This window comes from Serratia sp. AR11, from assembly GCF_056376275.1.
The window spans coordinates 1,395,623-1,416,976 of sequence record NZ_CM150739.1; the positions used below are offsets into that span (position 1 = coordinate 1,395,623).

General features: G+C 57.4%; 21 protein-coding genes. 15 read left to right on the forward strand and 6 right to left on the reverse strand.

The window, feature by feature from the left end; translation table 11 throughout:
* Positions 1-87 precede the first annotated feature (87 nt).
* Positions 88-1,560 (reverse strand): molybdate ABC transporter ATP-binding protein ModF, encoded by a 1,473-nt coding sequence (modF, locus tag ACSOSI_RS06650; protein ID WP_476706727.1) that lies wholly within the window; start codon positions 1,558-1,560, stop codon positions 88-90.
* A gap of 90 nt (positions 1,561-1,650) precedes the next feature.
* On the reverse strand, positions 1,651-2,442 hold the full coding sequence (modE, locus tag ACSOSI_RS06655) for a molybdenum-dependent transcriptional regulator (protein ID WP_012005730.1): 792 nt from the start codon (positions 2,440-2,442) through the stop codon (positions 1,651-1,653).
* A 203-nt stretch (positions 2,443-2,645) separates the two neighbouring features.
* Between modE and ACSOSI_RS06660 the strand changes: the two genes are divergently transcribed.
* From ACSOSI_RS06660 to modC, 9 genes are all read left to right on the forward strand, one after another.
* Entirely contained in the window at positions 2,646-4,811 is a 2,166-nt protein-coding gene (locus ACSOSI_RS06660) for a TonB-dependent receptor (RefSeq protein WP_476706728.1), read from the forward strand.
* A gap of 7 nt (positions 4,812-4,818) precedes the next feature.
* Positions 4,819-5,820, forward strand: a complete 1,002-nt coding sequence (locus ACSOSI_RS06665; protein ID WP_476706729.1) for an ABC transporter substrate-binding protein — start codon at positions 4,819-4,821, stop codon at positions 5,818-5,820.
* Between the two features lies 1 nt (position 5,821).
* A complete protein-coding gene (locus ACSOSI_RS06670) occupies positions 5,822-6,577 on the forward strand; it encodes a class I SAM-dependent methyltransferase (RefSeq protein ID WP_476706730.1) in 756 nt (251 codons plus the stop codon).
* 1 nt (position 6,578) lies between these two features.
* A complete protein-coding gene (locus tag ACSOSI_RS06675) occupies positions 6,579-7,625 on the forward strand; it encodes a FecCD family ABC transporter permease (protein ID WP_261408340.1) in 1,047 nt (348 codons plus the stop codon).
* Entirely contained in the window at positions 7,622-8,407 is a 786-nt protein-coding gene (locus ACSOSI_RS06680) for an ABC transporter ATP-binding protein (protein WP_476706731.1), read from the forward strand. The genes ACSOSI_RS06675 and ACSOSI_RS06680 overlap by 4 nt, the downstream gene beginning before the upstream one ends.
* A 168-nt stretch (positions 8,408-8,575) precedes the next feature.
* The gene (locus ACSOSI_RS06685; protein ID WP_012005736.1) at positions 8,576-8,719 is read left to right on the forward strand and encodes an AcrZ family multidrug efflux pump-associated protein; all 144 of its coding nucleotides are present in this window, start codon (positions 8,576-8,578) and stop codon (positions 8,717-8,719) included.
* A gap of 286 nt (positions 8,720-9,005) precedes the next feature.
* A complete protein-coding gene (modA, locus tag ACSOSI_RS06690; protein WP_476706732.1) occupies positions 9,006-9,779 on the forward strand; it encodes a molybdate ABC transporter substrate-binding protein in 774 nt (257 codons plus the stop codon).
* Positions 9,776-10,465, forward strand: a complete 690-nt coding sequence (gene modB / locus ACSOSI_RS06695; RefSeq protein ID WP_012005738.1) for a molybdate ABC transporter permease subunit — start codon at positions 9,776-9,778, stop codon at positions 10,463-10,465. Before modA ends, modB begins: the two co-directional genes overlap by 4 nt.
* Positions 10,466-11,533 carry a molybdenum ABC transporter ATP-binding protein ModC gene (gene modC / locus ACSOSI_RS06700; RefSeq protein ID WP_476706733.1) on the forward strand — a complete coding sequence of 356 codons (1,068 nt, stop codon included), beginning with the start codon at positions 10,466-10,468 and terminating at the stop codon, positions 11,531-11,533.
* Positions 11,534-11,565: 32 nt separating this feature from the next.
* Here modC and ACSOSI_RS06705 read toward each other — a convergent pair whose 3' ends face one another.
* Positions 11,566-12,390: a pyridoxal phosphatase gene (locus tag ACSOSI_RS06705; protein ID WP_012005740.1), complete on the reverse strand. Its 825-nt coding sequence runs from the start codon at positions 12,388-12,390 to the stop codon at positions 11,566-11,568.
* A 167-nt stretch (positions 12,391-12,557) separates the two neighbouring features.
* Between ACSOSI_RS06705 and pgl the strand changes: the two genes are divergently transcribed.
* Entirely contained in the window at positions 12,558-13,553 is a 996-nt protein-coding gene (gene pgl, locus ACSOSI_RS06710; protein WP_112364330.1) for a 6-phosphogluconolactonase, read from the forward strand.
* A gap of 41 nt (positions 13,554-13,594) precedes the next feature.
* Here the strand turns inward: pgl and ACSOSI_RS06715 are convergent, their stop codons facing one another.
* On the reverse strand, positions 13,595-14,077 hold the full coding sequence (locus tag ACSOSI_RS06715) for a kinase inhibitor (RefSeq protein WP_012005742.1): 483 nt from the start codon (positions 14,075-14,077) through the stop codon (positions 13,595-13,597).
* Between the two features lie 166 nt (positions 14,078-14,243).
* Here ACSOSI_RS06715 and ACSOSI_RS06720 point away from each other — a divergent pair, with 166 nt between their 5' ends.
* Entirely contained in the window at positions 14,244-14,645 is a 402-nt protein-coding gene (locus ACSOSI_RS06720) for a YkvA family protein (RefSeq protein WP_017891968.1), read from the forward strand.
* 4 nt (positions 14,646-14,649) lie between these two features.
* Here the strand turns inward: ACSOSI_RS06720 and bioA are convergent, their stop codons facing one another.
* Complete coding sequence (gene bioA / locus ACSOSI_RS06725) at positions 14,650-15,924, reverse strand: adenosylmethionine--8-amino-7-oxononanoate transaminase (protein ID WP_259187806.1); 1,275 nt, start codon at positions 15,922-15,924, stop codon at positions 14,650-14,652.
* Positions 15,925-16,013: 89 nt separating this feature from the next.
* Between bioA and bioB the strand changes: the two genes are divergently transcribed.
* Genes bioB through bioD form a run of 4 tightly spaced genes read left to right on the forward strand, consistent with a single transcriptional unit; the run spans position 16,014 to position 19,626 of the window.
* Entirely contained in the window at positions 16,014-17,051 is a 1,038-nt protein-coding gene (bioB, locus tag ACSOSI_RS06730) for a biotin synthase BioB (RefSeq protein WP_012005745.1), read from the forward strand.
* The gene (gene bioF / locus ACSOSI_RS06735) at positions 17,051-18,202 is read left to right on the forward strand and encodes an 8-amino-7-oxononanoate synthase (RefSeq protein WP_135344538.1); all 1,152 of its coding nucleotides are present in this window, start codon (positions 17,051-17,053) and stop codon (positions 18,200-18,202) included. The genes bioB and bioF overlap by 1 nt, the downstream gene beginning before the upstream one ends.
* Entirely contained in the window at positions 18,186-18,953 is a 768-nt protein-coding gene (gene bioC, locus ACSOSI_RS06740; protein ID WP_476706734.1) for a malonyl-ACP O-methyltransferase BioC, read from the forward strand. The genes bioF and bioC overlap by 17 nt, the downstream gene beginning before the upstream one ends.
* Positions 18,946-19,626, forward strand: coding sequence for a dethiobiotin synthase (bioD, locus tag ACSOSI_RS06745; RefSeq protein ID WP_476706735.1), 681 nt, complete (start codon positions 18,946-18,948; stop codon positions 19,624-19,626). Before bioC ends, bioD begins: the two co-directional genes overlap by 8 nt.
* 57 nt (positions 19,627-19,683) lie before the next feature.
* On the opposite strand, the gene ACSOSI_RS06750 is transcribed toward bioD, so the two are convergent.
* Positions 19,684-21,354: a hypothetical protein gene (locus ACSOSI_RS06750; RefSeq protein WP_476706736.1), complete on the reverse strand. Its 1,671-nt coding sequence runs from the start codon at positions 21,352-21,354 to the stop codon at positions 19,684-19,686.

A 21,354-nucleotide genomic window follows, 5' to 3' on the forward strand; every position in this document is an offset into this window, starting at 1 on the left:
TGATAAAAGGCCAAATGGGATGTGTTACCGGGGAAGTGTTGCCGGATATGTCATCGGATGAGTGGCAAAGCCCCCCATCCGGATTTTTCAGTTCAGCGTATCGTGCTGGTAGCTATAGCCGTCGCCGTCAGGCACAAAGCTCAGACGGTGGGTAATACTCTGTGGCGCGTCCTCTGCATGGTGCGAAACAAACAACAGCTGGGTTGCGCCCTGACCGATCAACACGTCGACAAAACGGCGTACCAGCTGGCGATTGAGCGGATCCAACCCCTGTAGCGGTTCGTCGAGGATCAGCAGCGCCGGGTGCTTGACCAGTGCGCGGGCAATCAATGCCAACCGCTGCTGCCCCCAGGACAGACTATGGAACGGCGCTTCTCCCTTTGAGCCACCCAGCCCCAGCAGTGCCAGCCATTGGTCGGCCAATTGCCGCTGGCGATCGGACACCGCCTGATAAATGCCTATCGAATCGAAGAAACCGGACAGGATAACGGTACGCACGCTGGCACTGACGCGGTAGTCCAGGTGCAGGCTGCTGCTGACGTAGCCGATATGGCGTTTGATATCCCAGATGGTTTCCCCGCTGCCGCGACGGCGGCCGAACAGGGTGAGATCGTTACTGTATCCTTGGGGATGATCGCCGGTGATCAGGCTGAGCAGGGTGGATTTACCGGCGCCGTTCGGGCCGACGATCTGCCAGTGCTCGCCGGGGTTAACCTGCCAGTCGAGATGATTGAGGATCGGTTGATCGTTATAACTGACCACGCCATCACGCAGGATGATGAGCGGCTGGTCTGCCGGCAGCGTGGTTTTTTGCGCGGGATCTTCGGTTTCCGGCAGCGCCAGGCCATCCAGGTTTTCACTGTGGGCCAGTTGAGCGACCAGTGCGTCGGCCATCACCTGCTGCCGCGTTCCCTGGCTGGCCAAAGTACAGTCCGCCAATACACCCACCTGACGGATAAAGTCCGGCACCTCGTCAAAACGGTTGAGTACCAGCACCAGGGTATAGCCATGCCCTGAAAGGTCGCTCAGCAGCGCAGCCAATTGGGCGCGTGAATTGACATCCAGCCCGTCAAAAGGCTCATCGAGGATCAGCAGGTCGGGTTGCGGCATCAGCGCCCGACACAGCAAGGTTTTGCGTGTTTCGCCGGTAGAAAGATATTTGAAGCGACGTGACAACAGCGGGGTGATGCCGAACTGTTCGGCCAATTGCGCGCAGCGGGCTGGGTCCTTGAGCTCTTCCTGAATGATTTCCGCCACGGTGCGGCCGGTATCTTCTTCGCCAGGGCTAAGCAGGTCGGTATTGTTGCGTTGCCATTCGTCGCTGACCAGTTTTTGCAACTGTTCGAAAGAGATACGTACCGCATGGCGGAAATCGCTGCGCCGCTCGCCGCTCAATAACACCAGCTCATTGGCCAGTGCGCGAGCCAGCGCAGATTTACCGCTGCCGTTGGCGCCGACAAAGGCCCAGCTGTCGCCGGCCTGAATATCCAGCGCATCCAGCGTCAGGGTGCGGGTATCGCTTAAGCGGAATGAACCTTGCGAAATGTGCAACGACGACATCACCTGTTCCTTTTTATGCAATTATTTTGTTTAGAAATAGGCGCATTGCAGAGTGATGTCAATCGGCAAAAATGCAACGTTACGTTGCGTTTAACACAACGTGGCGACAATCACCCGATCGGCGTTGAACAAGGCATACACCGCACTGCCGGGCTGCAGTTTAAGCTGCTGTAGTTCTGCGTTGGTTATGGTAGCGCACAGGGTTTCGCCCCCGGTGAGCGTGACCAAAACTTCGCTGTGATCGGCACCTGGCTGGATGCTGGCCACTACGCCTGCCAGCGAGTTGTCCGCCGCGCCGGCCAGTGCCGGATCGGTGTTCAGCTTTACCCACGGGGCTTTAATCAGCGCCAGCACTTCCTTACCGGGCGAGAGCTGCAGTCGATCGGCGCTTTGTTGGGTAATGGCTGCACTGAGGCGGGTTTTGCCGTCGTTCAGTAAAATATCCAGATGTTGCTGCACTTGCTGATGGTCGCGTTCGATCACCGTACCGAAAAATTGGTTGCGCGCGCTGGTTTGCAGCGAAAAGCGTGAGATGGCCGCCAGCAGGCTGTCGAGTGGCAGGTTGTCTTGCTGCAGTACGTCGAAGGCTTTTTGCTGGATCTGCCCCAGCAGGTCGTAAAGCTGGATCAGCCGTTCACCATAATGGGTTACCTGAGCACCGCCGCCACCTTTGCCGCCGGTAGCGCGCTCCACCACCGTTTGCTCCGCCAACTGGTTCATTTCGTTAATCGCATCCCAGGCGCTCTTATAGCTGATGCCTGCCAATTTAGCCCCCTGACTGATGGAGCCGGTGTGTCGGACCTGCTTAAGCAGCGCGATACGGCGCGGATCGGCGAACAGTTTTTGCTGGAGTTTTAGAGTAAGAAGAATTTCGGCCTGCATAACACGTCCTGTCGGCTGCAAAAGGGTTATTGTCGCTGATTTGTGGCGAAAGCGCCAAATGATGCGTCGCCAACCGTGATAGGCGCGGTTACACAGGGACAATAAAAACTGGCACCTGATTATTGATATGTTATAACATAACAAAAATACAATAACGGTCTTCGGCCGTGCCGGGTTTTTATTTCACCACAGGGATGCTGTAAATGAGTGCTGCACGTCGGCGTTTCGTCACGCCCAAAAAACCACCTTATTATTTGGCCTCGGCTTTGTTTTTCAGCCTGTCGGGTACCGTACAGGCCAGCGCAGACTGCAATAAAACCGGAAACTCACCGCGCTGCGAAGACAGCGTTACCGTTGAGGCATCAACCCAGCCGCAAAGCCCCTATGGCGGGTTGAATGTCGTCACCCAGACGGCTTCACGCCTGGGCTTGACCCGCCAGGAAACGCCGCGCAGTGTCGATGTTATCAGCAAGCAGGCTATTGAGCAGCGTGGGGACCGGACGCTGGCCGAAGTGGTTGAGCATGCGCCCGGTATGTCAGGTGTGGCCTCGCCGACGCTCAGCAATGACTTTTCGCTCCGTGGTTTTCGGCCGGTATCCTGGTTGTATAACGGTGTCGAAACTCCCGGTAGTACCCTCCAGTTAGCGGACCCATCCCACTACGACGGCGTAGAGGTTCTGCGTGGCCCCGGCTCGGTGCTGAATGGCCTGAGCGCCGCCGGCGGCAGCGTCAATCTGATCTCGCGCCAGCCGACCTTCAGCCGTCAGCCCGTTGAGCTCGACTACGGGCTGTCGAGTTACAACAGCCAGCGCCTGCACTTTGGCTCCGGGGGAACGCTGTTGGATGACGTGGCGGCTTATCGGCTGGATGTTAGCGGTAGCGACAGCGGCACCAATGTGCAATATGAGCGCGACAAACAGAAACGGGTGTCCGGCGCCTTGCTGCTTAAGCTGACGGAGAATGCCTTGCTGACGTTGAGCCTGGATCGCATGCTTAACCGCACCACCAATCCTTACTACGGCACGCCGCTGGTGGAAGGGCAGATTGCCCGAGAGCTGCGCGATATTAACTACAACAACCTGACCGACAGCCGGATCCAGAGCAACGCGACCTCGTTCCAGGCCAGTCTGGATTGGTACACCACGCCGGAAATCGAGTTGCATAACCAGTTCTACTACTACAGTGGTTTTCGTGAGTGGCGCAATGTAGAACGCTTTCGAGCCTCGGCGGCGACTCAGCCCGGTTACGTCAACCGCGATTCTTTCGGGGCATTGGCCCACGATGATGACCTGATCGGCAACCGCAGCTCCCTGGTGTTCGACCGGCCGCTGGGCGGTTTTGACAACCGGCTGGTGGTTGGCGTTGATGTGAGCAAACGGCGCTTTCAGTACTACTCCAACGGCTTTCCCGGCTCTGAAAAGGTGCCTTTGCTGGCTCCGGTCAGAGAAGATTTTTCACAGGGAACGGACCGCCAGCGCACCCCGGTTCGCCACGTCACGCAAAACCAGTACGCTGGATTTCTGGAAGACCGTTTTAGCCTTACTGACCGCTTAACCCTGCTGGGGCAGCTACGTTACAACCACATGCAGATGGATTGGCATTTCCAGAGCCCACAAGAGGAAACCCATGAGCACACCTACGTCTTCAGTGTCTGGAGCCTGGGCCCCAGCTACGCGTTAACCGACAATCTCAATATCTATGCCAACTACACCACCGGCCAGGAGCCTGGCAACGACCTGTTCTTTTTAAGCCCGGCGCAAACCAGCCTGCCGCTCACCCGGGTACGCCAATGGGAAATCGGTGCCAAGGGGCAGTTTTGGGATAACAAGGGAGAGGCCACGCTGGCACTGTACGAGCTGCGCAAGGACAACCTGTTCGTGCCCAATGCGCAGCAGCCGGATACGCTGAATGCGGTCGGGCGACAAACTTCGCGCGGCGTAGAGTTAAGCCTGATGCTACGTCCCAGCTGGCAATGGGAGCTGGCTGCCAATGCGGCCTATACCCACGCCCGCTATGACGAATATCGCGGTGGTAGCCCGGTAGGCAGCTATAACGGCAACCGTCCGGCTTACATCCCCGACTGGACCGCTAACCTCACCGCACGTTACAAACCGACCCAGCAACTGGGGCTCACGTCATCGCTGCGCTACGTGGGCAGCAGTTATAACGACGATGCCAACCAACGCAAAATGCCGGCCTATACCACGCTAGATCTGGCTGCAGACTATCAGCTCACGCCGGTGGTCGACGTGGGGGTACGCATCAGAAACGCCACCAATCAACTCTATGCTTACCAGCGGACCTACCCGGATCAGGTGCTGATTGCGCCGTCGCGGACTTATGAAAGCTTTATTTCGGTGAGGTTCTGATAGCGCCATGCAGCCGATAATTCACCTGCTGCTGGTACTGGGGCTGCTGTTTAGTGCGCTGGTGCAGGCCGGGGCTGTTGTGTTCAACAACTGTGGCCAACAACACCATTACCCGGCGGTACCGAAACGTATACTGGTGTACGCCAACCCCGCGCTGGAAAACCTGCTGGCTCTGGGGTTGGCTCAGCGCATTGTCGGGGTTATCGGCTATGACTATGCGCGGGATACGGCCCCTTCACCGACGCCTGCGGGATGGGGCAAGGTACTGAGCCAACTGTCGGCCACTGCGCCACCGTCGGCGGAGCCCTTGCTGTTGTTGAACCCGGATTTTATCTATTCGGCTAGCTATTACTGGTTCAACAGCCCGGAAACGCCCAGCCGCGATCGGTTGGCAGAGTGGGGGATCGCCACCTATCTCTCGCCCAATGTCTGCGGAGGTCAGCAAAGTGCTGCAAGCTCATCGGCCAGTTTTAACGGCATTTTTGCCGAACTGCGGGATATCGCCCGCATTTTTAATGTTTCCCGCGATGCCGAAACCTTAATTCAGCAGCTGCAAATTCAACTGCGCGATCTGGGGCAGCAGGCGGCATCGCTCCCTCATCGACGAATACTCTGGTGGTATGCCGACACTCAAACCCCTTATGTGGCGGGATGTTGCGGCGCACCGGCATTGCTGACCAAGCAGGTGGGCAGCGAAAACCTGTTTGGCGACCTGCCCGAGCTTTGGCCCACCGTTTCCTGGGAAACCATTGCTGCCCGCGATCCCGACCTGATTGTGCTTGGCGATTTGCCTCGTGGCGGGCTCGGCGATAGCGCAAAAGACAAAATCCATTTTTTAGAGCATCACCCACTGACCGCCACCCTGCGTGCCGTGCGGCAAAAAAACTATGTGATTTTGCCCGGCTATGACCTGGATCCCTCAGCCCGCACGGTTGCGTCCTTGCACCGTTTAATAATGGGTCTGCAGCAGCAGGCTTTACGTTTACCCACTCCCAATAAGGAACCCTGATATGTCCTCGTTATCATTCTCTTCACTGCTGACCTCGTGGGATCAACAACAGGGCGCTTACATTGCCGAGCGGGAGGCGCGTTTCAATGCCCAGCTCGACGTGCTGGAGCTCTCGATGGGCCAGGATTTTCAGGTGCTGGATCTGGCCTGTGGGCCAGGTTCGCTTAGCCTGCGAATTCTTCAGCGCTTTCCACAGGCCAGAGTAACGGCGGTGGATCTCGATCCGTTATTGCTGGCTATTGCGCGGGGTGCACTGGCGCAATACGGTGACAGGATCCGTATCATTCAGGCCGATCTTGCCGATCCCGCGTGTCTTTCATCGCTCGACGATCCGGCACCGCAGGCGGTGGTTTCCAGCACTGCGCTGCACTGGCTCATGCCGGAGCATTTGGGGGTTTTGTACCGCAATATCGCTGAACTGTTGCCTGACGGCGGCATTTTTCTGAACGCCGATCATCAGCGTTACGATCATCGGCACCTGCGCAGTAAAGCGTTGGCTGAACGGCACGACGAACAGACGCAACAACGGGCCTGGCAGAACGGTGTTGAGGATTGGGATCGGTGGTTTGCCAAAGTGCAGCAGTTGCCGGAACTGGCGCAATATCGACAAGCGCGTGAGAACCTGTTTGCCGGGCGGCCGATCCCCCCGGCGACCGCGCTGGACTTTCAGGTTGCCAGCTTGATACAGGCGGGTTTCACCGAGGCGGGGCCGGTCTGGCAGTTGCTGGATGACTACGTGATTGCAGGCTGGAAATAGCATGGACGGGTCTGTACGCCGCCATTTTACCTTGCTGCCGGGGCGCTCCGGGGGCTGGCTGTTATTGCTGCTCCTGGCGTTGCCGCTGTTTTTGCTGGGCGCTTCGCTGTACGGACCGGCACCAATATCGCTGCATGACGCGTGGCATATTTTATCTGACCCCGGTGGCGCTAATGCCCAGGAAAACACCGAGGTTTATCAACGAATCATTTGGTCACTGAGAATGCCGAGAGCCTTACTGGCGGCGGTGGCGGGGGCCGGGCTGGCACTGGCCGGCACTATTCTGCAGTCACTGACGCGTAACCCGTTGGCCGATCCCTGGGTGCTGGGGATTTCCTCTGGGGCCGGGGTGGGGGCGGTGTTGGTTCTGGTGTTGGGACTGGGTGGTGGCCTGCTGTCGGTACCCGGTGGGGCGTTTCTCGGGGCGGCCGGGGCATTTGCGCTGGTTTTGCTGCTTGCCGGGCGTTCCCTGCAGGCGGAATCAACGCTGTTTATTCTGGCTGGGGTGGCTGTCACGCAGTTGCTTTCAGCCCTGACCTCGCTGATTACCCTGTGGCAGGCGGATGCCAATGCCACCCGCGGCGTGATGTTCTGGCTGTTGGGATCCTTCAGTGACGCTCGCTGGCCGCAGGTCGGTTTGGTTGCGCTGCTGCTGGCGCTGGCGTTGCTGGTTTGCTGGATGAGAGCGGGGGAACTGGATGCCCTGGCCTTCGGCGGCCTGACGGCAGCCTCTTTGGGGGTGGCGGTGGCACCGCTGAAGCTGTTGTTGTATGCCATCACTATGGCGCTGACTGCCGTTATTGTCGCGTTCAGCGGCGCGGTGGGGTTTATCGGCCTGACGGTGCCGCATGTCGCCAGGCTGTTGGTTGGGCCACGCCATCGGGTACTGCTGCCGGCCAGCGCATTGTGCGGCGCACTGTTTGCCGTAGCGGCAGATACCCTGGCCAGAACCCTGTTCGCGCCGCGTGAGCTGCCGGTGGGGGTATTGACGGCATTGTTGGGCGTACCGGTTTTTCTGGCATTGCTGTATCGGAAAATAAACGCATGACGGCTGAAAAGGGTTTACCGGGGCTGCGTGCCGAACGGTTGGGCTGGTCTACACCGGAGAAAAGGATATTGGATAACCTTAGCTTCCATGCCCGTCCCGGCGAAATTACCGGCGTGCTTGGCGTCAACGGCAGCGGAAAATCCACCTTACTTAAGCTGTTGGCGGGATTGATCCCTCCGGCGCACGGGCGGGTTTATCTGCAAGATACCGACATTGCCAGCCTGTCAGGGCGTGAACGCGCTAAAAGGATGACTTTCCTCGAACAGTCCGGGCCGGGTGCGTTTGCTATACCGGTTAAAGACGTGGTGCTGCTCGGGCGCCTGGTTTACGCCAGCCGCTGGGTGGGGTTTAGTGCAGAAGACTACCGCATTGCCGGGCTGGCGATGGAGCAAGTGGGCATTTCGCGGCTTGCCGAACGGGAATGGCATCAATTGTCCGGTGGCGAGCAACAGCGGGTTCATTTGGCGCGGGCACTGGCACAGCAAACCCCGTGGTTGCTGCTGGATGAGCCTGCCAATCATCTTGATATTGCTCACCAGCAACAGTTTATGGCCTTACTGCGACGTCTGGGTATCAGCGTGGTGGTGTCACTGCACGACCTGAATTTGGCGGCCTGTTACTGTGACCGTCTGATGCTGTTAAAGCAGGGGAATATGCACGCATTTGGCTCACCGAGGGAGGTGTTGACGCCGGAGGTTATTGACCAGGTATATGGTGTGGAGGCTCGGCTGGCGACGGTCGAGAAGTATGTTGCACCACTGATCTATTACCCTGCCCAGTAGTGTTCATTGATCGTAAGGATTAGGCCGTTCGGCACAAATGGCACGTTTGGCCGGTTACAAATTTCGTACGGTCTTTAAAATAACCACGTTTTAGTGTGTATTTTGGTTTAAAGTAAAGATTACGTGGCGGTGTTCATTACCGCTCAATGGCAGTTAAGTGAGGCTACCATGATGGAATTATTGATAAGTTTGCTGTTCGCCGTAGTGATGGTGCCGATTGTCATGGCCATCATCCTCGGTTTGATCTACGGTTTGGGTGAGGTGTTCAACGTCTTCTCCAAAGTGGGTCATTCTAAAGAGAACCGCACCTAGCACCACCTTTCCTCTATTAATACCCTATAGCTTTCAAGTTGCAGCTAGGCGGCCAGCTTGCTCATCCCCAGGCGCTTACTCGAGTAAGTTACTGGGGGGAGCAAGTGCAGATAACAACGCTGCAGCTTGAAAGATGACGGGTATATACCCGCCGGCATCGTTCGGTGGGTGTTTCTCAAGTTATCTCCCACCGTGCCGATAAACCGCATGACAAGCTTCTGCGTGACGTTATATTATTTTTTATATAACGAAGAGTGATAATGCACGTTAACTTGCGGAGAAAACAATGAAACAGCAATGGACCAAGTGGGTCGGCGGTATCGTATTGATGTCCGGTATGGTTATGCAGGCTTCTGCGGCGGAAAAAGTGACCGTTTTTGCGGCAGCGTCGTTGACTAATGCCTTGCAGGACATCGCGACCCAGTATCAGAAGGGCAAGGATGTTCAGGTCGTTTCTTCATTCGCTTCCTCTTCCACGCTGGCACGCCAGATAGAGCAGGGCGCTCCGGCCGATTTGTTCATCTCCGCCGATCAGCAGTGGATGGATTATGCCATCGACAAACAGCAGATGGTTAAAGATACCCGCTATACCTTATTGGGTAACGAATTGGTGCTGATCGCCGCCAAAGATGCCAAACAGGCTAAAATCACGCTCGATAAGCAGACAGACTGGACGAAATTACTCAATGGCGGCCGGCTGTCGGTGGGCGACCCGGATCACGTACCGGCCGGTATCTATGCCAAGGAAGCAATGCAAAATCTGGGGGCCTGGGCTGCCCTGGAGCCTAAACTGGCGCGTGCCAACAACGTACGCAGTGCCATGACGCTGGTAGAGCGTGGTGAAGCGCCGCTGGGCATTGTTTATGGCTCAGACGCGGTGGCCAGTGATAAAGTCAGCGTAGTGGCTATTTTCCCGGAAGACAGCCACAAACCGGTTGAATACCCGATGGCTATCGTTAAAGGCCATCAGACACCGGCCGTCAGCGCGTTCTACAGCTACCTGAAGAGCCCGGAAGCGGCGGCTATTTTCAAACATTATGGATTCTCCCCGCGTAAATGATTTTGAGCGAGTACGAGTGGCAGGCGGTTGAGCTGAGCCTGAAAGTGTCCTGCGTGGCGGTGGTGTTCAGCTTACCTTTTGGCATTCTGATGGCCTGGGTGTTGGTCCGCTGTCAGTTTCCCGGCAAGTCGCTGCTGGACGGTATTATTCACCTGCCGCTGGTGCTGCCGCCGGTGGTGGTGGGCTATTTATTGCTGATCTCCATGGGGCGGCGCGGCGCGGTCGGTGAATGGCTGTATGACTGGTTCGGTTTCAGTTTCAGCTTTAGCTGGCGCGGTGCAGCCCTGGCTTCCGCAGTGATGGCGTTTCCGCTGATGGTACGCGCCATCCGGCTGGCGCTGGAGGCGGTAGATACCCGTCTGGAACAGGCTGCCCGTACTCTTGGCGCCAACCCATGGCGGGTGTTTTTCACCATTACCTTGCCGCTTTCGTTACCGGGATTGATCGTCGGCGTGGTGCTGGGTTTTGCCCGTTCGCTGGGTGAGTTCGGTGCCACCATTACCTTTGTTTCCAATATTCCCGGCGAGACGCGCACCATCCCGTCGGCAATGTATACCCTGATTGAAACGCCGGGGGCGGAATCCGCCGCCGCACGCCTGTGCGTGATTGCTATTGTGCTGTCACTGGTTTCACTGATGGTTTCCGAGTGGCTGGCCCGCTGGGGACGCAAACGGATGGGCGTATAAATGTTGGAGCTGGATTTTTCCCAACGCCTTGGCGATCTGAACCTCAATGTGCGCGCCGATCTGCCTGCTCAGGGCATTACCGCGATTTTTGGCCTGTCCGGCGCCGGTAAAACCTCCCTAATCAACGCCATCGGCGGCCTGACGCGCTTGCAACAGGGGCGGATCGTGCTCAATGGCCGCACGCTGGTGGATACCGAACGTGGCCTGTGCCTGCCGCCGGAAAAACGTCGTATTGGCTATGTGTTTCAGGACGCGCGTCTGTTCCCGCATTACCGGGTGCGCGGCAACCTGCAATACGGTATGGCGGCCTGTATGCGCGCGCAGTTTGACAGTATTGTCGAGCTGCTGGGCATCGGTCCGTTGCTTAATCGTCTGCCGTTGACGCTGTCCGGCGGTGAAAAACAGCGGGTGGCGATTGGTCGCGCCCTGCTGACCGCGCCGGAGTTGCTTTTGATGGACGAGCCGCTGGCCTCGCTGGACCTGCCGCGCAAGCGCGAGCTGTTGCCCTATCTGGAACGGTTGGCGCAGGACGTTAATATCCCCATTCTCTACGTCAGCCACAGCATGGACGAAATTCTGCGCCTGGCGGAGCAGGTGATGGTGCTGGATAACGGCCAGGTGAGGGCGTTCGGCGGGCTGGAGGAGGTGTGGGCCAGCAGCGCGTTGCGGCCCTGGTTGCAGCGAGAGGATCAGAGCAGCGTGCTGCGCGTCAGCGTGATTGAACATCCCCCGCGTTATGCGATGACGGCGTTGGCGTTGGGCGACCAACGTTTGTGGGTCAGCGGCGTCGACGCCGCCCTGGGTGCCCAACTGCGTATCCGCATCAACGCGGCCGATGTTTCGCTGGTATTGCAGCCGCCGGTCAACAGCAGTATCCGCAACGTCTTGCCGGCCAGGGTGACCGAGTGCCTGGAGGTTGACGGGCAGGTGGAGGTGAAACTGGCGGTAGGAGAAAGCGTGCTCTGGGCGCGTATTACGCCGTGGGCACGAGACGAACTGGCGATCCGGCCGGGGCAGTGGCTGTATGCGCAGGTTAAAAGCGTGTCAATCAGCCGCGAGGCGCGTTGAATTCGGCCCTCCCGGCAGGGAGGGCAATGGCATTACTGACCCAGGACTCGAGTGCGGATGACTTCGGCAATGCCCGGCTGCAGGTGATCGGCAATCACCAGATCGGCGCGTTGTTTGATGGCGTCATCGGCGTTGCCCATGGCGACACCCAGGCCTACCGCTTCCAGCATGCTGAGATCGTTGTAGTTATCCCCGAAGGCCACCACCTGGCTCATGCTTAAACCCTGTGACTCCACCCATTGCTGCAGGCGTTTCCCTTTGCTGTTGCCGCCTTTGGCAATATCGACCTGATCGTGCCACGACCATTCGCAGGCCAGCCCCAGCTCTTTTTCTACCGTTTCGGCGAAGCGGCGCAGTGCAGGAATATCGGCGTGCGAGGTGGCGAACTTCCAGATTGATTGTGCCTCATCGGCCGCCTGAACCAGGCTGTTAACCTGCAACAGCGTTGGGCGCTGTGCCGGCGGCAGGGTTTCGGCCCAGGCCAATGAACGGGTGACGTGGCCGCTCGGCTCCTGATACAGCATGGCGTCGTCCACGTACATCAGGCCATGGATGTCGCTTTGTTTCAGCATCTGCAACACCAGCTTGGCCTGAGCTTTTTCCAGCGGATCGGCCGCCAGCACTTTTTTCTGCTGGAAGTCATACAAATAGGTGCCGTTACAGCAGATTGCGGGAGTGTCTATCTCCAGCGCCTGATAGAACGGGTGGATCGCCACATGATGGCGACCGGTGACTACCACTACTTTGACGCCGGCGGCACGCGCCTGGGCCAGGGCTGCCAGCGACTGCGGTAAAATGCGTTTTTGGTTGTCCAGCAAGGTGCCATCCAGATCGAGGGCAATGACGCGGTAGCTCATAGGGATCTCATTATAGTTAGCAACAAAATTAAACCGATGGTACACCGGATAAGCAACGGATAAAACCGCACAGATTTCATCTGCAACGCGTCACGGATGTGAGGTAAGCTAGGGGAAACCGAAAAACCTGAAACCGGTTTCTCTTTTACCCTATGCAAGGAGAATTCATGAAGCAAATCGTTTATGTCGCCAGCCCGGAAAGCCAACAAATTCACGTGTGGCAGTTAAGCGACGCGGGTGCGTTAGAGTTGCTGCAGACCGTCGAGGCCCCGGGCCAGGTGCAACCGATGGCGATCCACCCGGACAGAACGCATCTGTACGTGGGTGTGCGCCCGGCTTTCGGTATTGTCAGCTATCGCATTGAGGCGGACGGCACACTGCAACAGGCCGGTATGGCGCCGCTGCCAGGTAGCCCAACCCATATTTCTACCGATTTGCAGGGGCGCTATCTGTTTTCCGCTTCTTACAGCGGCAACTGCGCCAGCGTCAGCCCTATCGGCCATGACGGCGTGGTGGTAGCGCCTATCCAGCAGATCGACGGTTTGACCGCGCCGCATTCGGCCAATATCGACCCGACCAATCAACTGTTGCTGGTGCCTTGCCTGAAAGAAGATCGCATCCGCCTGTTTAATCTGGATCTGCAAGGTGAACTGACGCCGCACGCTCAGGAAGCCGTGACGACGGCCAGCGGCGCAGGCCCGCGTCATATGGCATTCCACCATAACGACAAATATGCTTACTGCGTGAATGAGCTCGATGGCACGGTAGACGTGTTCGCCATCAGCGAAAACGGCGGTAAATATACTCTGGTGCAAACGCTGGATATCATGCCGGCCGATTTCAACGGTACCCGCTGGGCGGCGGATATTCATATCACGCCGAACGGCCGCTTCCTGTACACCAGTGACCGTACCGCCAGTATCCTGACTATTTTCAGCGTGTCCGAAGATGGCAGTACCTTGTCGGTGGTCGGCTATCATCCGACCGAAGAGCAGCCGCGCGGCTTCAATATTGACCACAGCGGCCGCTTTGTGATTTCGTCCGGCCAGAAGTCCGGTCATATCGGGGTGTATGAGATTGATCAGGCCAGCGGCAAGCTGACCACGCTGGCAAGGTACCCGGTGGGTAAAGGCCCGATGTGGGTAAGCATCCTGGCTAAATAAAACTAAGGGGCGAATACATTCGCCCCTTAGTTTGCCAAAAATCAGCTGTACTTCACCGTCAGCGTAGCGCTACCGAGGCTATGGAAGTGCACGTTAAAACCAACCAGTGCGCCGCTGGAGCCTTCATCCACCTCAATGCTTGCTACGTCCAGCGCATGCACGGTGAAGTGATAGCGGTGGCTTTCACCCTGCGGTGGCGCCGCGCCGCCGTAACCGGCGGAACCAAAGTCGGTGCGAGTCTGGATAGCCCCAGCCGGTAAGCCACCTTTGCCGGAGCCTGCGCCCGGCGGAAGTTCACGCGTTGCCGCCGGGATATTGGCGACCACCCAGTGCCACCAGCCGGAGCCGGTCGGGGCATCGGGATCGTAAACTGAAATCACGAAGCTCTTGGTGCCTTCCGGCACGCCATCCCAGGCCAGATGCGGTGACAGATTATCGCCGTGATAACCCATGCCGTTAAACACCTGACGCTCCGGCATTTTTGCGCCGTCCTGCAACTCATTGCTGTACAAACGAAAAGTCATGCTGACTCCCTGTTGTCGGTAAAAGCAGAACCCTAAGCTAGACCGTTTTGCCGCAACAATACAAGCAGCATTGTATCTCGCCAGTAGCCTTATCTATGGGTTACCATAATTAACCGTGAAGCTACATTCGCGATAATTATCATTCACAGTTCGATATAAACTAATCATGATTTCATTCAAAAAACGCACGCCGTGGTTTGGCTGGCTGCGCCGCTGGGCCAGGGGTATCAAGCGCGACATATATGCTTTGTGGCTGGCAGCTCGCGACCGGCGCACGCCCTGGTATGCCAAATTGGTCGCCCTGCTGGTGGCGGGTTATGCGGTGTCGCCGATAGATTTAATCCCGGATTTTGTTCCGGTATTGGGCTATCTGGACGATGTGATTATCGTGCCGCTGGGCATCATGCTGGCGGTGCGGCTGATCCCCAAACCGCTGATGGTGGAGTTTCGCGAGAAGGCGCAACGGCGCATCGATAATCCAACCGGCCGAATGGCGGCGGTGATGATCATTTTGCTGTGGGTGGGGTGCCTGGTGTGGCTGGCCCGTTATCTGGACCAGCATTGGTAAGCAATTACTCTACTGCGGCCGCTACGGCGGCGGTCAAACGGCTGAGTTGTTCAGGTTCAATGATATACGGCGGCATCAAATAAATCAGTTTGCCGAAGGGCCGGATCCACACGCCGCGCTCGACAAAACCACGCTGTAGCTGCGCCACATCCACCGACTCGCGCATTTCTACTACGCCAATCGCCCCCAGTACTCTCACATCCGCCACTTTAGGCAGTGCCTTCAGCGGTAATAACTGCTGTTTCAGCTGGCTTTCGATAGCGGCGACCTGCTGCTGCCAGCGGTTTTCCGCCAACAGCGACAGGCTGGCGTTGGCCACCGCACAGGCCAGCGGGTTGCCCATAAAGGTTGGTCCGTGCATAAAGCAGCCGGCGGCCCCGTTGCTGATGGTTTCCGCCACGTGGCGCGTGGTCAGGGTGGCGGATAGCGTCATATAGCCGCCGGTCAGCGCCTTGCCCAGGCACAGAATATCCGGCACCACGTCGGCATGTTCACAGGCAAACAGCTTGCCAGTGCGACCGAAACCGGTGGCGATCTCGTCGGCGATCAGCAGCACCTGATGACGATCGCACAGCTCACGCACCCGCTTGAGATAGGTCGGGTGGTAGATGCGCATGCCGCCTGCGCCCTGGACTACCGGCTCCAGGATCACCGCAGCCACTTCTCCGGCATGCTGCTCCAGCAGCGCGGCGAACGGCGCAATATCATTTTCATCCCAGACCTGGTCGAAACCGCACTGCGGCGCGGTGGCGAACAGGTGCGGCGCCAGATAACCCTGATAAAGGCTGTGCATCGAATTGTCCGGATCGCACACCGACATCGCGCCAAATGTATCGCCGTGATAACCGTGGCGCAGGGTCAGAATGCGTTGTCGCCTTTCCCCGCGAGCCTGCCAGTATTGCAGCGCCATCTTCAGCGACACCTCTACCGCCACCGAGCCGGAATCTGCCAGGAACACGCATTGCAACGCCTCCGGTGTCATTGCCACCAGACGGCGGCACAGGGCAATGGCCGCAGGATGGGTAATGCCGCCGAACATCACGTGCGACATTTTTTCCAACTGTTGCGTGGCAGCCTGGTTTAGCTGCGGGTGGTTATAGCCGTGAATTGCCGCCCACCAGGAGGACATGCCGTCAATCAGTCGCCGACCGTCGGCCAACTGCAATTCAACCCCGCTGGCGGCTTCTACCGGGTAACAGGGGAGCGGGTGGCTCATGGAGGTGTACGGGTGCCAGATATGGCGTTGGTCGAACTCAAGGTCAGAGGCAGTGATAGACATGCTTGTAAACCAAATCATATTCGTAATGGTTGACAGTATATCCACAATATCTAAACTGACGACACTTTTTTCATTTTGGAGACGCCGTGATGGCCGATCGCATTCACTGGACAGTGGGTCTTGCCCAGACCCTGTTTGATAAACCTTTGCTCGAATTGTTATTTGAAGCCCAGACGGTTCACCGTCAGCACTTTGACCCGCGTCAGGTACAGGTGAGCACGCTGTTATCAATCAAGACCGGCGCATGCCCGGAAGACTGCAAGTATTGCCCGCAAAGCTCGCGCTATAAAACTGGCCTGGAGTCGGAGCGGTTGATGCAGGTGGAGCAGGTGCTGGAGTCGGCACGCAAGGCCAAGGCGAATGGATCGACCCGTTTCTGCATGGGGGCAGCGTGGAAAAACCCGCACGAGCGCGATATGCCTTACCTGCAGCAGATGGTGCAAGGGGTGAAGGCGATGGGCATGGAAACCTGCATGACGCTGGGCACGCTGGATGGTACGCAGGCGGAACGGCTGGCGGATGCCGGGCTGGATTACTACAACCATAACCTGGACACCTCGCCGGAATTCTACGGCAATATCATCACCACTCGCAGCTACCAGGAACGTCTGGATACCCTGGGTAAAGTGCGCGGCGCGGGCATTAAAGTCTGTTCCGGCGGCATTGTCGGGCTGGGTGAAACGGTGCGTGACCGTGCCGGGCTGCTGGTGCAGTTGGCCAATCTGCCGACGCCGCCGGAGAGCGTACCGATCAACATGCTGGTGAAGGTCAAAGGCACGCCGCTGGCCGATAACGAAGACGTCGATCCGTTTGACTTCATCCGCACCATTGCGGTGGCACGCATCATGATGCCGGCTTCTTACGTGCGCCTGTCCGCCGGCCGTGAGCAGATGAACGAGCAAACTCAGGCGATGTGTTTTATGGCCGGTGCCAACTCGATCTTCTATGGCTGCAAACTGCTGACTACGCCAAACCCGGAAGAAGACAAAGACCTGCAACTGTTCCGCAAACTGGGCCTGAACCCGCAGCAGACCGAAACCGAGCACGGCGACAACCAGCAACAGCAGGCGCTGGCTGCGCAGTTGATGCAGGCGGATACCGCTGAGTTTTACAACGCGGCACTGTAATGAGCTGGCAACAACGCATTGAACAAGCGCTGGAGGAGCGGCAACAGAGCGCCGCTTACCGCCGCCGTCAGGTGAATCAGGGTGGCAATGGCCGCCATATTCAGCTTAATGGCGAGCATTACCTGAATTTCTCCGGCAATGACTACCTTGGCTTGAGCCAGAATGCCCAGGTGATCGCCGCCTGGCAGCAGGGCGCGCAGCAGTATGGGGTCGGCAGCGGTGGCTCTGGCCACGTTACCGGTTTTTCTACGGCACACCAGGTGCTGGAACAGCAACTGGCGGACTGGCTTGGCTACCCGCGTGCGTTGCTGTTTATCTCTGGCTATGCCGCCAACCAGGCGCTGCTGGCGGCTCTGATGCAGGCCGAGGATCGCATTTTAGCCGACCGGCTCAGCCATGCTTCTTTGCTGGAGGCGGCTGCCCACTCACCGGCCCAGTTGCGTCGTTTTCGTCATAATCAGCCCCAGGCGCTGGCTGATTTGCTCGCCAAACCCTGCGACGGCCAAATGTTGGCGGTGACCGAAGGGGTATTCAGCATGGACGGCGACAGTGCGCCACTGGCGGAGCTGCACCGTTTGACCCGCGCGGCGGGGGCCTGGCTGATGGTCGATGACGCCCACGGTATCGGCGTGCACGGCGAGCAGGGGCGCGGCAGTTGCTGGCAGCAGGGTGTACGGCCCGAACTGTTGGTGGTCACTTTCGGCAAAGCCTTTGGCCTCAGCGGTGCGGCGGTATTGTGCGATGAACCCACCGCCGAATATCTGCTGCAGTTTGCCCGCCATTTGATTTACAGCACCGCGATGCCACCGGCACAGGCCAGCGCATTGCAGGCAGCGTTGCATTGCATCCGGCAGGGTGACGAATTACGTGCCCGGCTGCAGGATAACATTCAGCGTTTCCGCCAGGGAGCGGCCCAGTTGTCGCTGACCCTGACGGAGTCGGTGACCGCCATTCAACCTTTGCTGGTGGGCGATAACCAACGAGCGCTCGATCTGGCGCAAAACCTGCGCGAACAGGGCCTGTGGGTGAGTGCTATCCGCCCGCCAACGGTGCCACCGGGCGGTGCGCGCTTGCGCATTACCCTGACGGCGGCACATCAGCCGCAGGATATCGATCGTCTGCTGGAGGTATTGCATGACGTCAGCGTTTGAACCGATCAATAAGCAGGCGGTAGCCTCGGCCTTCAGCCGTGCCGCTGGCAGCTATGATGCGGCGGCGGTGCTGCAGCGTGATGTTGGTGAGCACTTGCTGGGGATGGGACGGGATCACCGGGGTGAACAACTGCTGGATGCGGGCTGTGGCACCGGCCATTTCAGCCACCGCTGGCGCGAACTCGGCAAACAGGTTACTGCACTGGATCTGGCACCGGGCATGCTGGCGTTTGCCCGTCAGCAGCAGGCGGCGGATCATTATCTGCTGGGGGATATCGAAAATGTGCCCTTGCCCGACGCCGCCGTGGATATCTGCTTCAGCAGTCTGGTAGTGCAATGGTGTAGTGACCTGCCGCGCGCCTTGGCGGAGCTATACCGGGTTACCCGCCCCGGCGGTGTGATCCTGTTTTCTACGCTGGCACAAGGATCGCTGGGCGAACTGGGTGACGCCTGGCAGCAGGTGGACGGCGAACGCCATGTGAATGATTTTCTGCCGCTGGCGCAGATTAGCGCAGCCTGCGCCGACTATCGGCACCAGTTGGAAGTGGAGTGGCAAACCCTGAATTACCCGGATGTGATGGCGCTGATGCGATCGCTCAAGGGGATCGGGGCGACCCATTTGCACCAGGGGCGTGATGCCGGGCTGCTGTCGCGCCGACGGCTTGCGGCCTTGCAGGCGGCTTACCCCTGCCGGCGCGGGCAGTTTCCGCTCAGTTATCATTTGGTTTATGGAGTGATTTATCGTGATTAAGCGTTGGTTTGTCACCGGTACCGATACCGAAGTGGGCAAAACCGTGGCCAGCAGCGCCTTGTTGCAGGCGGCGAATCTGGCGGGTTACCGCACTGCTGGTTACAAACCGGTGGCTTCTGGCAGTGAGATGACCGCCGAAGGCTTGCGTAACGGTGATGCATTGGCGTTACAGGCTAACGGTTCAGTTGCGCTAAGTTACCAGGAAGTAAACCCTTACGTTTTCGCCGAACCGACCTCGCCGCATATTGTCAGCGCCGATGAAGGGCGGCCGATCGAACTGGCCCAACTTTCCGCCGGATTACGCCACCTGGAACAGAAGGCCGACTGGCTGCTGGTCGAAGGCGCCGGGGGCTGGTTTACGCCGCTTTCTGAGCAACATACCTTTGCCGACTGGGTACAGCAGGAGCAACTGCCGGTGATTTTGGTGGTGGGCATTAAACTGGGTTGCATTAACCATGCGCTGCTGACTGCACAGGCTGTCAAACAGGCGGGGTTGTCGTTGGTCGGCTGGATCGCCAATGACGTCAGCCCACCGGGCCGCCGTCATCAGGAATATCTGGCCACGCTGCGCCGTATGTTACCGGCACCGTTGCTCGGTGAGATCCCACACTTGCCCGAACCCGAACGGCAGGCGCTGGGGCATTATCTGGATTTAAGCGTTTTATCCCTTTGAGCGTTAAATCCTCCGTCCGCGGACTCACCGTGGACGGAGATAACCTGACTTGCTGTTTTACATGGCGGTGATGCAAGCATTGTCGAAGTAAAGTACCCCGTTTTTCGCTAAGGCATACAAATTGAAAGACAAAATGACATGGGTTGCCCAAACCGGCACTTTTCGTCGGTTGGCGTTAAAACGGTATTCCTTAAACTCGGCATAATCACTGGCATTGAGAGTGCCATCCCAGGCGGCCACATCTGATTTAGCGACGATCGATACGCCGTTACTTTCCGCCTCCTGAATACAGGCATAGCGCAGCGAGGCGAATAAATTCCCTGATCCCCCATTCAACGTTTTCAGGGTAAAACAGGCTCCCAACTGTTCATATTGCGATACCGGAACCACTACCCGCACTCCGGCACTGGAGTTGGTATTTCCCAGTTTGGTCACTTTTAGCGCATTGCTGCCATTAACGCCTGCGCCGGCCTCAATAGTCAGGGTAATGGCGTCCGAGATAAAGGGGCTGCTAACGTTTCCACCGGAAACTTCCCAACCTATCGGCTTGGTCGTAAACGAGAAATTACCGTCTTTAAGTTTGTTATTATTGGCGGTGGTCAAAGTTTGAATGCCTTTGCCGCCACCGCCGCCATCCAGCCGACTGTTTTTAATCACAAAGTCGCCAGTACCGCCAAAATAACGGCCGGTCGCTGTTCGCACCCCATAGAACTTAACGTTGTCTACGATAATTCCGCTACTGCCTGCTTCGGCGTAAAAACAGTAGTCTTGGGCCAGAGTGGTTTGCAGCGTAATGATCTCCCCACCCTGAATGAGTAATGACGCATTCTGGTTGGCGCTACAGCGGAAGGGGGAATCAGAGAGTGGGCTATTACTATTACCGAACTCAATATGGCAGCCGTGCAACTCAACGCTTCCAGCTTCTACATTTACAATCGCACCCGCATAATCTATTGATGTGCCGAAGAAACGAAATGCGCCATTTTGGTTCTGACTGCCGATAGCCAACCCCTGAGAGTTGCCAAGAGTGCCACCGAAGAAGTTGATCCCTTCCCCAAAGTTATGATCGGTAGGATCTTTATCACCAGTTTGTGATGGTGGCACATTAGTGGTTTTAGCGGCTGGCATATGCACGCACTCATAGCAACGGACGATCTCACAGCCATAGTGATGCCCAATGTACGCGTTGGTGCCAAAATACATGCCGTAATAGAAACCGGAAATATATACGTTATTAACGGAAAAATTTCCCAACAGGCTTTCCGGTGATTGGAACACTATCCCATCTATAAAGTTATATGCTGTCTTTTGACCGGGCACTTCAGACTGAGTTGCCCCAATCCCCTTGACGGTAAAGTTCTTTAAGATTGGTGCAGGGCGAATGGGGATCCCGATATCCAGTGTTTCAGCCGACGTATAGCAGCGCAGGAAGTAGTTGTGGTCGTTTTCAGTCCCGTTGGGGATATTGGTGGTGATATTTACACCGTTGCCGTCAATATAAACGTAGCCGACATCGATATCGGTCTTGGGAGCCGTCCACACCTCAAACGGCGCGGTGAATTTTACAATTGTTGGTCTTTTTAATGTGCCTGTAATAAAGGTTTGTGCCTTGAGCAGTTCATCGCGAGACTTGACGTAAATCCCCTCAACATCAAGACGATCTTGCAAAGTCCAGACCTTCCCGTTCAGGTCGCTATATTGGATAAATTTTGCATCGTTATCGGCCAT

Coding starts and splice junctions, on each gene's coding strand:
- bioB (WP_012005745.1), top strand. CDS start 16,014: ATGGCCGATCGCATTCACTGGACAGTGGGTCTTGCCCAGACCCTGTTT.
- ACSOSI_RS06660 (WP_476706728.1), top strand. CDS start 2,646: ATGAGTGCTGCACGTCGGCGTTTCGTCACGCCCAAAAAACCACCTTAT.
- modC (WP_476706733.1), top strand. CDS start 10,466: ATGTTGGAGCTGGATTTTTCCCAACGCCTTGGCGATCTGAACCTCAAT.
- ACSOSI_RS06720 (WP_017891968.1), top strand. CDS start 14,244: ATGATTTCATTCAAAAAACGCACGCCGTGGTTTGGCTGGCTGCGCCGC.
- bioF (WP_135344538.1), top strand. CDS start 17,051: ATGAGCTGGCAACAACGCATTGAACAAGCGCTGGAGGAGCGGCAACAG.
- ACSOSI_RS06680 (WP_476706731.1), top strand. CDS start 7,622: ATGACGGCTGAAAAGGGTTTACCGGGGCTGCGTGCCGAACGGTTGGGC.
- modB (WP_012005738.1), top strand. CDS start 9,776: ATGATTTTGAGCGAGTACGAGTGGCAGGCGGTTGAGCTGAGCCTGAAA.
- modF (WP_476706727.1), bottom strand. CDS start 1,560: ATGTCGTCGTTGCACATTTCGCAAGGTTCATTCCGCTTAAGCGATACC.
- bioC (WP_476706734.1), top strand. CDS start 18,186: ATGACGTCAGCGTTTGAACCGATCAATAAGCAGGCGGTAGCCTCGGCC.
- ACSOSI_RS06750 (WP_476706736.1), bottom strand. CDS start 21,354: ATGGCCGATAACGATGCAAAATTTATCCAATATAGCGACCTGAACGGG.
- ACSOSI_RS06715 (WP_012005742.1), bottom strand. CDS start 14,077: ATGACTTTTCGTTTGTACAGCAATGAGTTGCAGGACGGCGCAAAAATG.
- pgl (WP_112364330.1), top strand. CDS start 12,558: ATGAAGCAAATCGTTTATGTCGCCAGCCCGGAAAGCCAACAAATTCAC.
- modE (WP_012005730.1), bottom strand. CDS start 2,442: ATGCAGGCCGAAATTCTTCTTACTCTAAAACTCCAGCAAAAACTGTTC.
- ACSOSI_RS06665 (WP_476706729.1), top strand. CDS start 4,819: ATGCAGCCGATAATTCACCTGCTGCTGGTACTGGGGCTGCTGTTTAGT.
- bioA (WP_259187806.1), bottom strand. CDS start 15,924: ATGTCTATCACTGCCTCTGACCTTGAGTTCGACCAACGCCATATCTGG.
- ACSOSI_RS06705 (WP_012005740.1), bottom strand. CDS start 12,390: ATGAGCTACCGCGTCATTGCCCTCGATCTGGATGGCACCTTGCTGGAC.
- modA (WP_476706732.1), top strand. CDS start 9,006: ATGAAACAGCAATGGACCAAGTGGGTCGGCGGTATCGTATTGATGTCC.
- ACSOSI_RS06670 (WP_476706730.1), top strand. CDS start 5,822: ATGTCCTCGTTATCATTCTCTTCACTGCTGACCTCGTGGGATCAACAA.
- ACSOSI_RS06675 (WP_261408340.1), top strand. CDS start 6,579: ATGGACGGGTCTGTACGCCGCCATTTTACCTTGCTGCCGGGGCGCTCC.
- ACSOSI_RS06685 (WP_012005736.1), top strand. CDS start 8,576: ATGATGGAATTATTGATAAGTTTGCTGTTCGCCGTAGTGATGGTGCCG.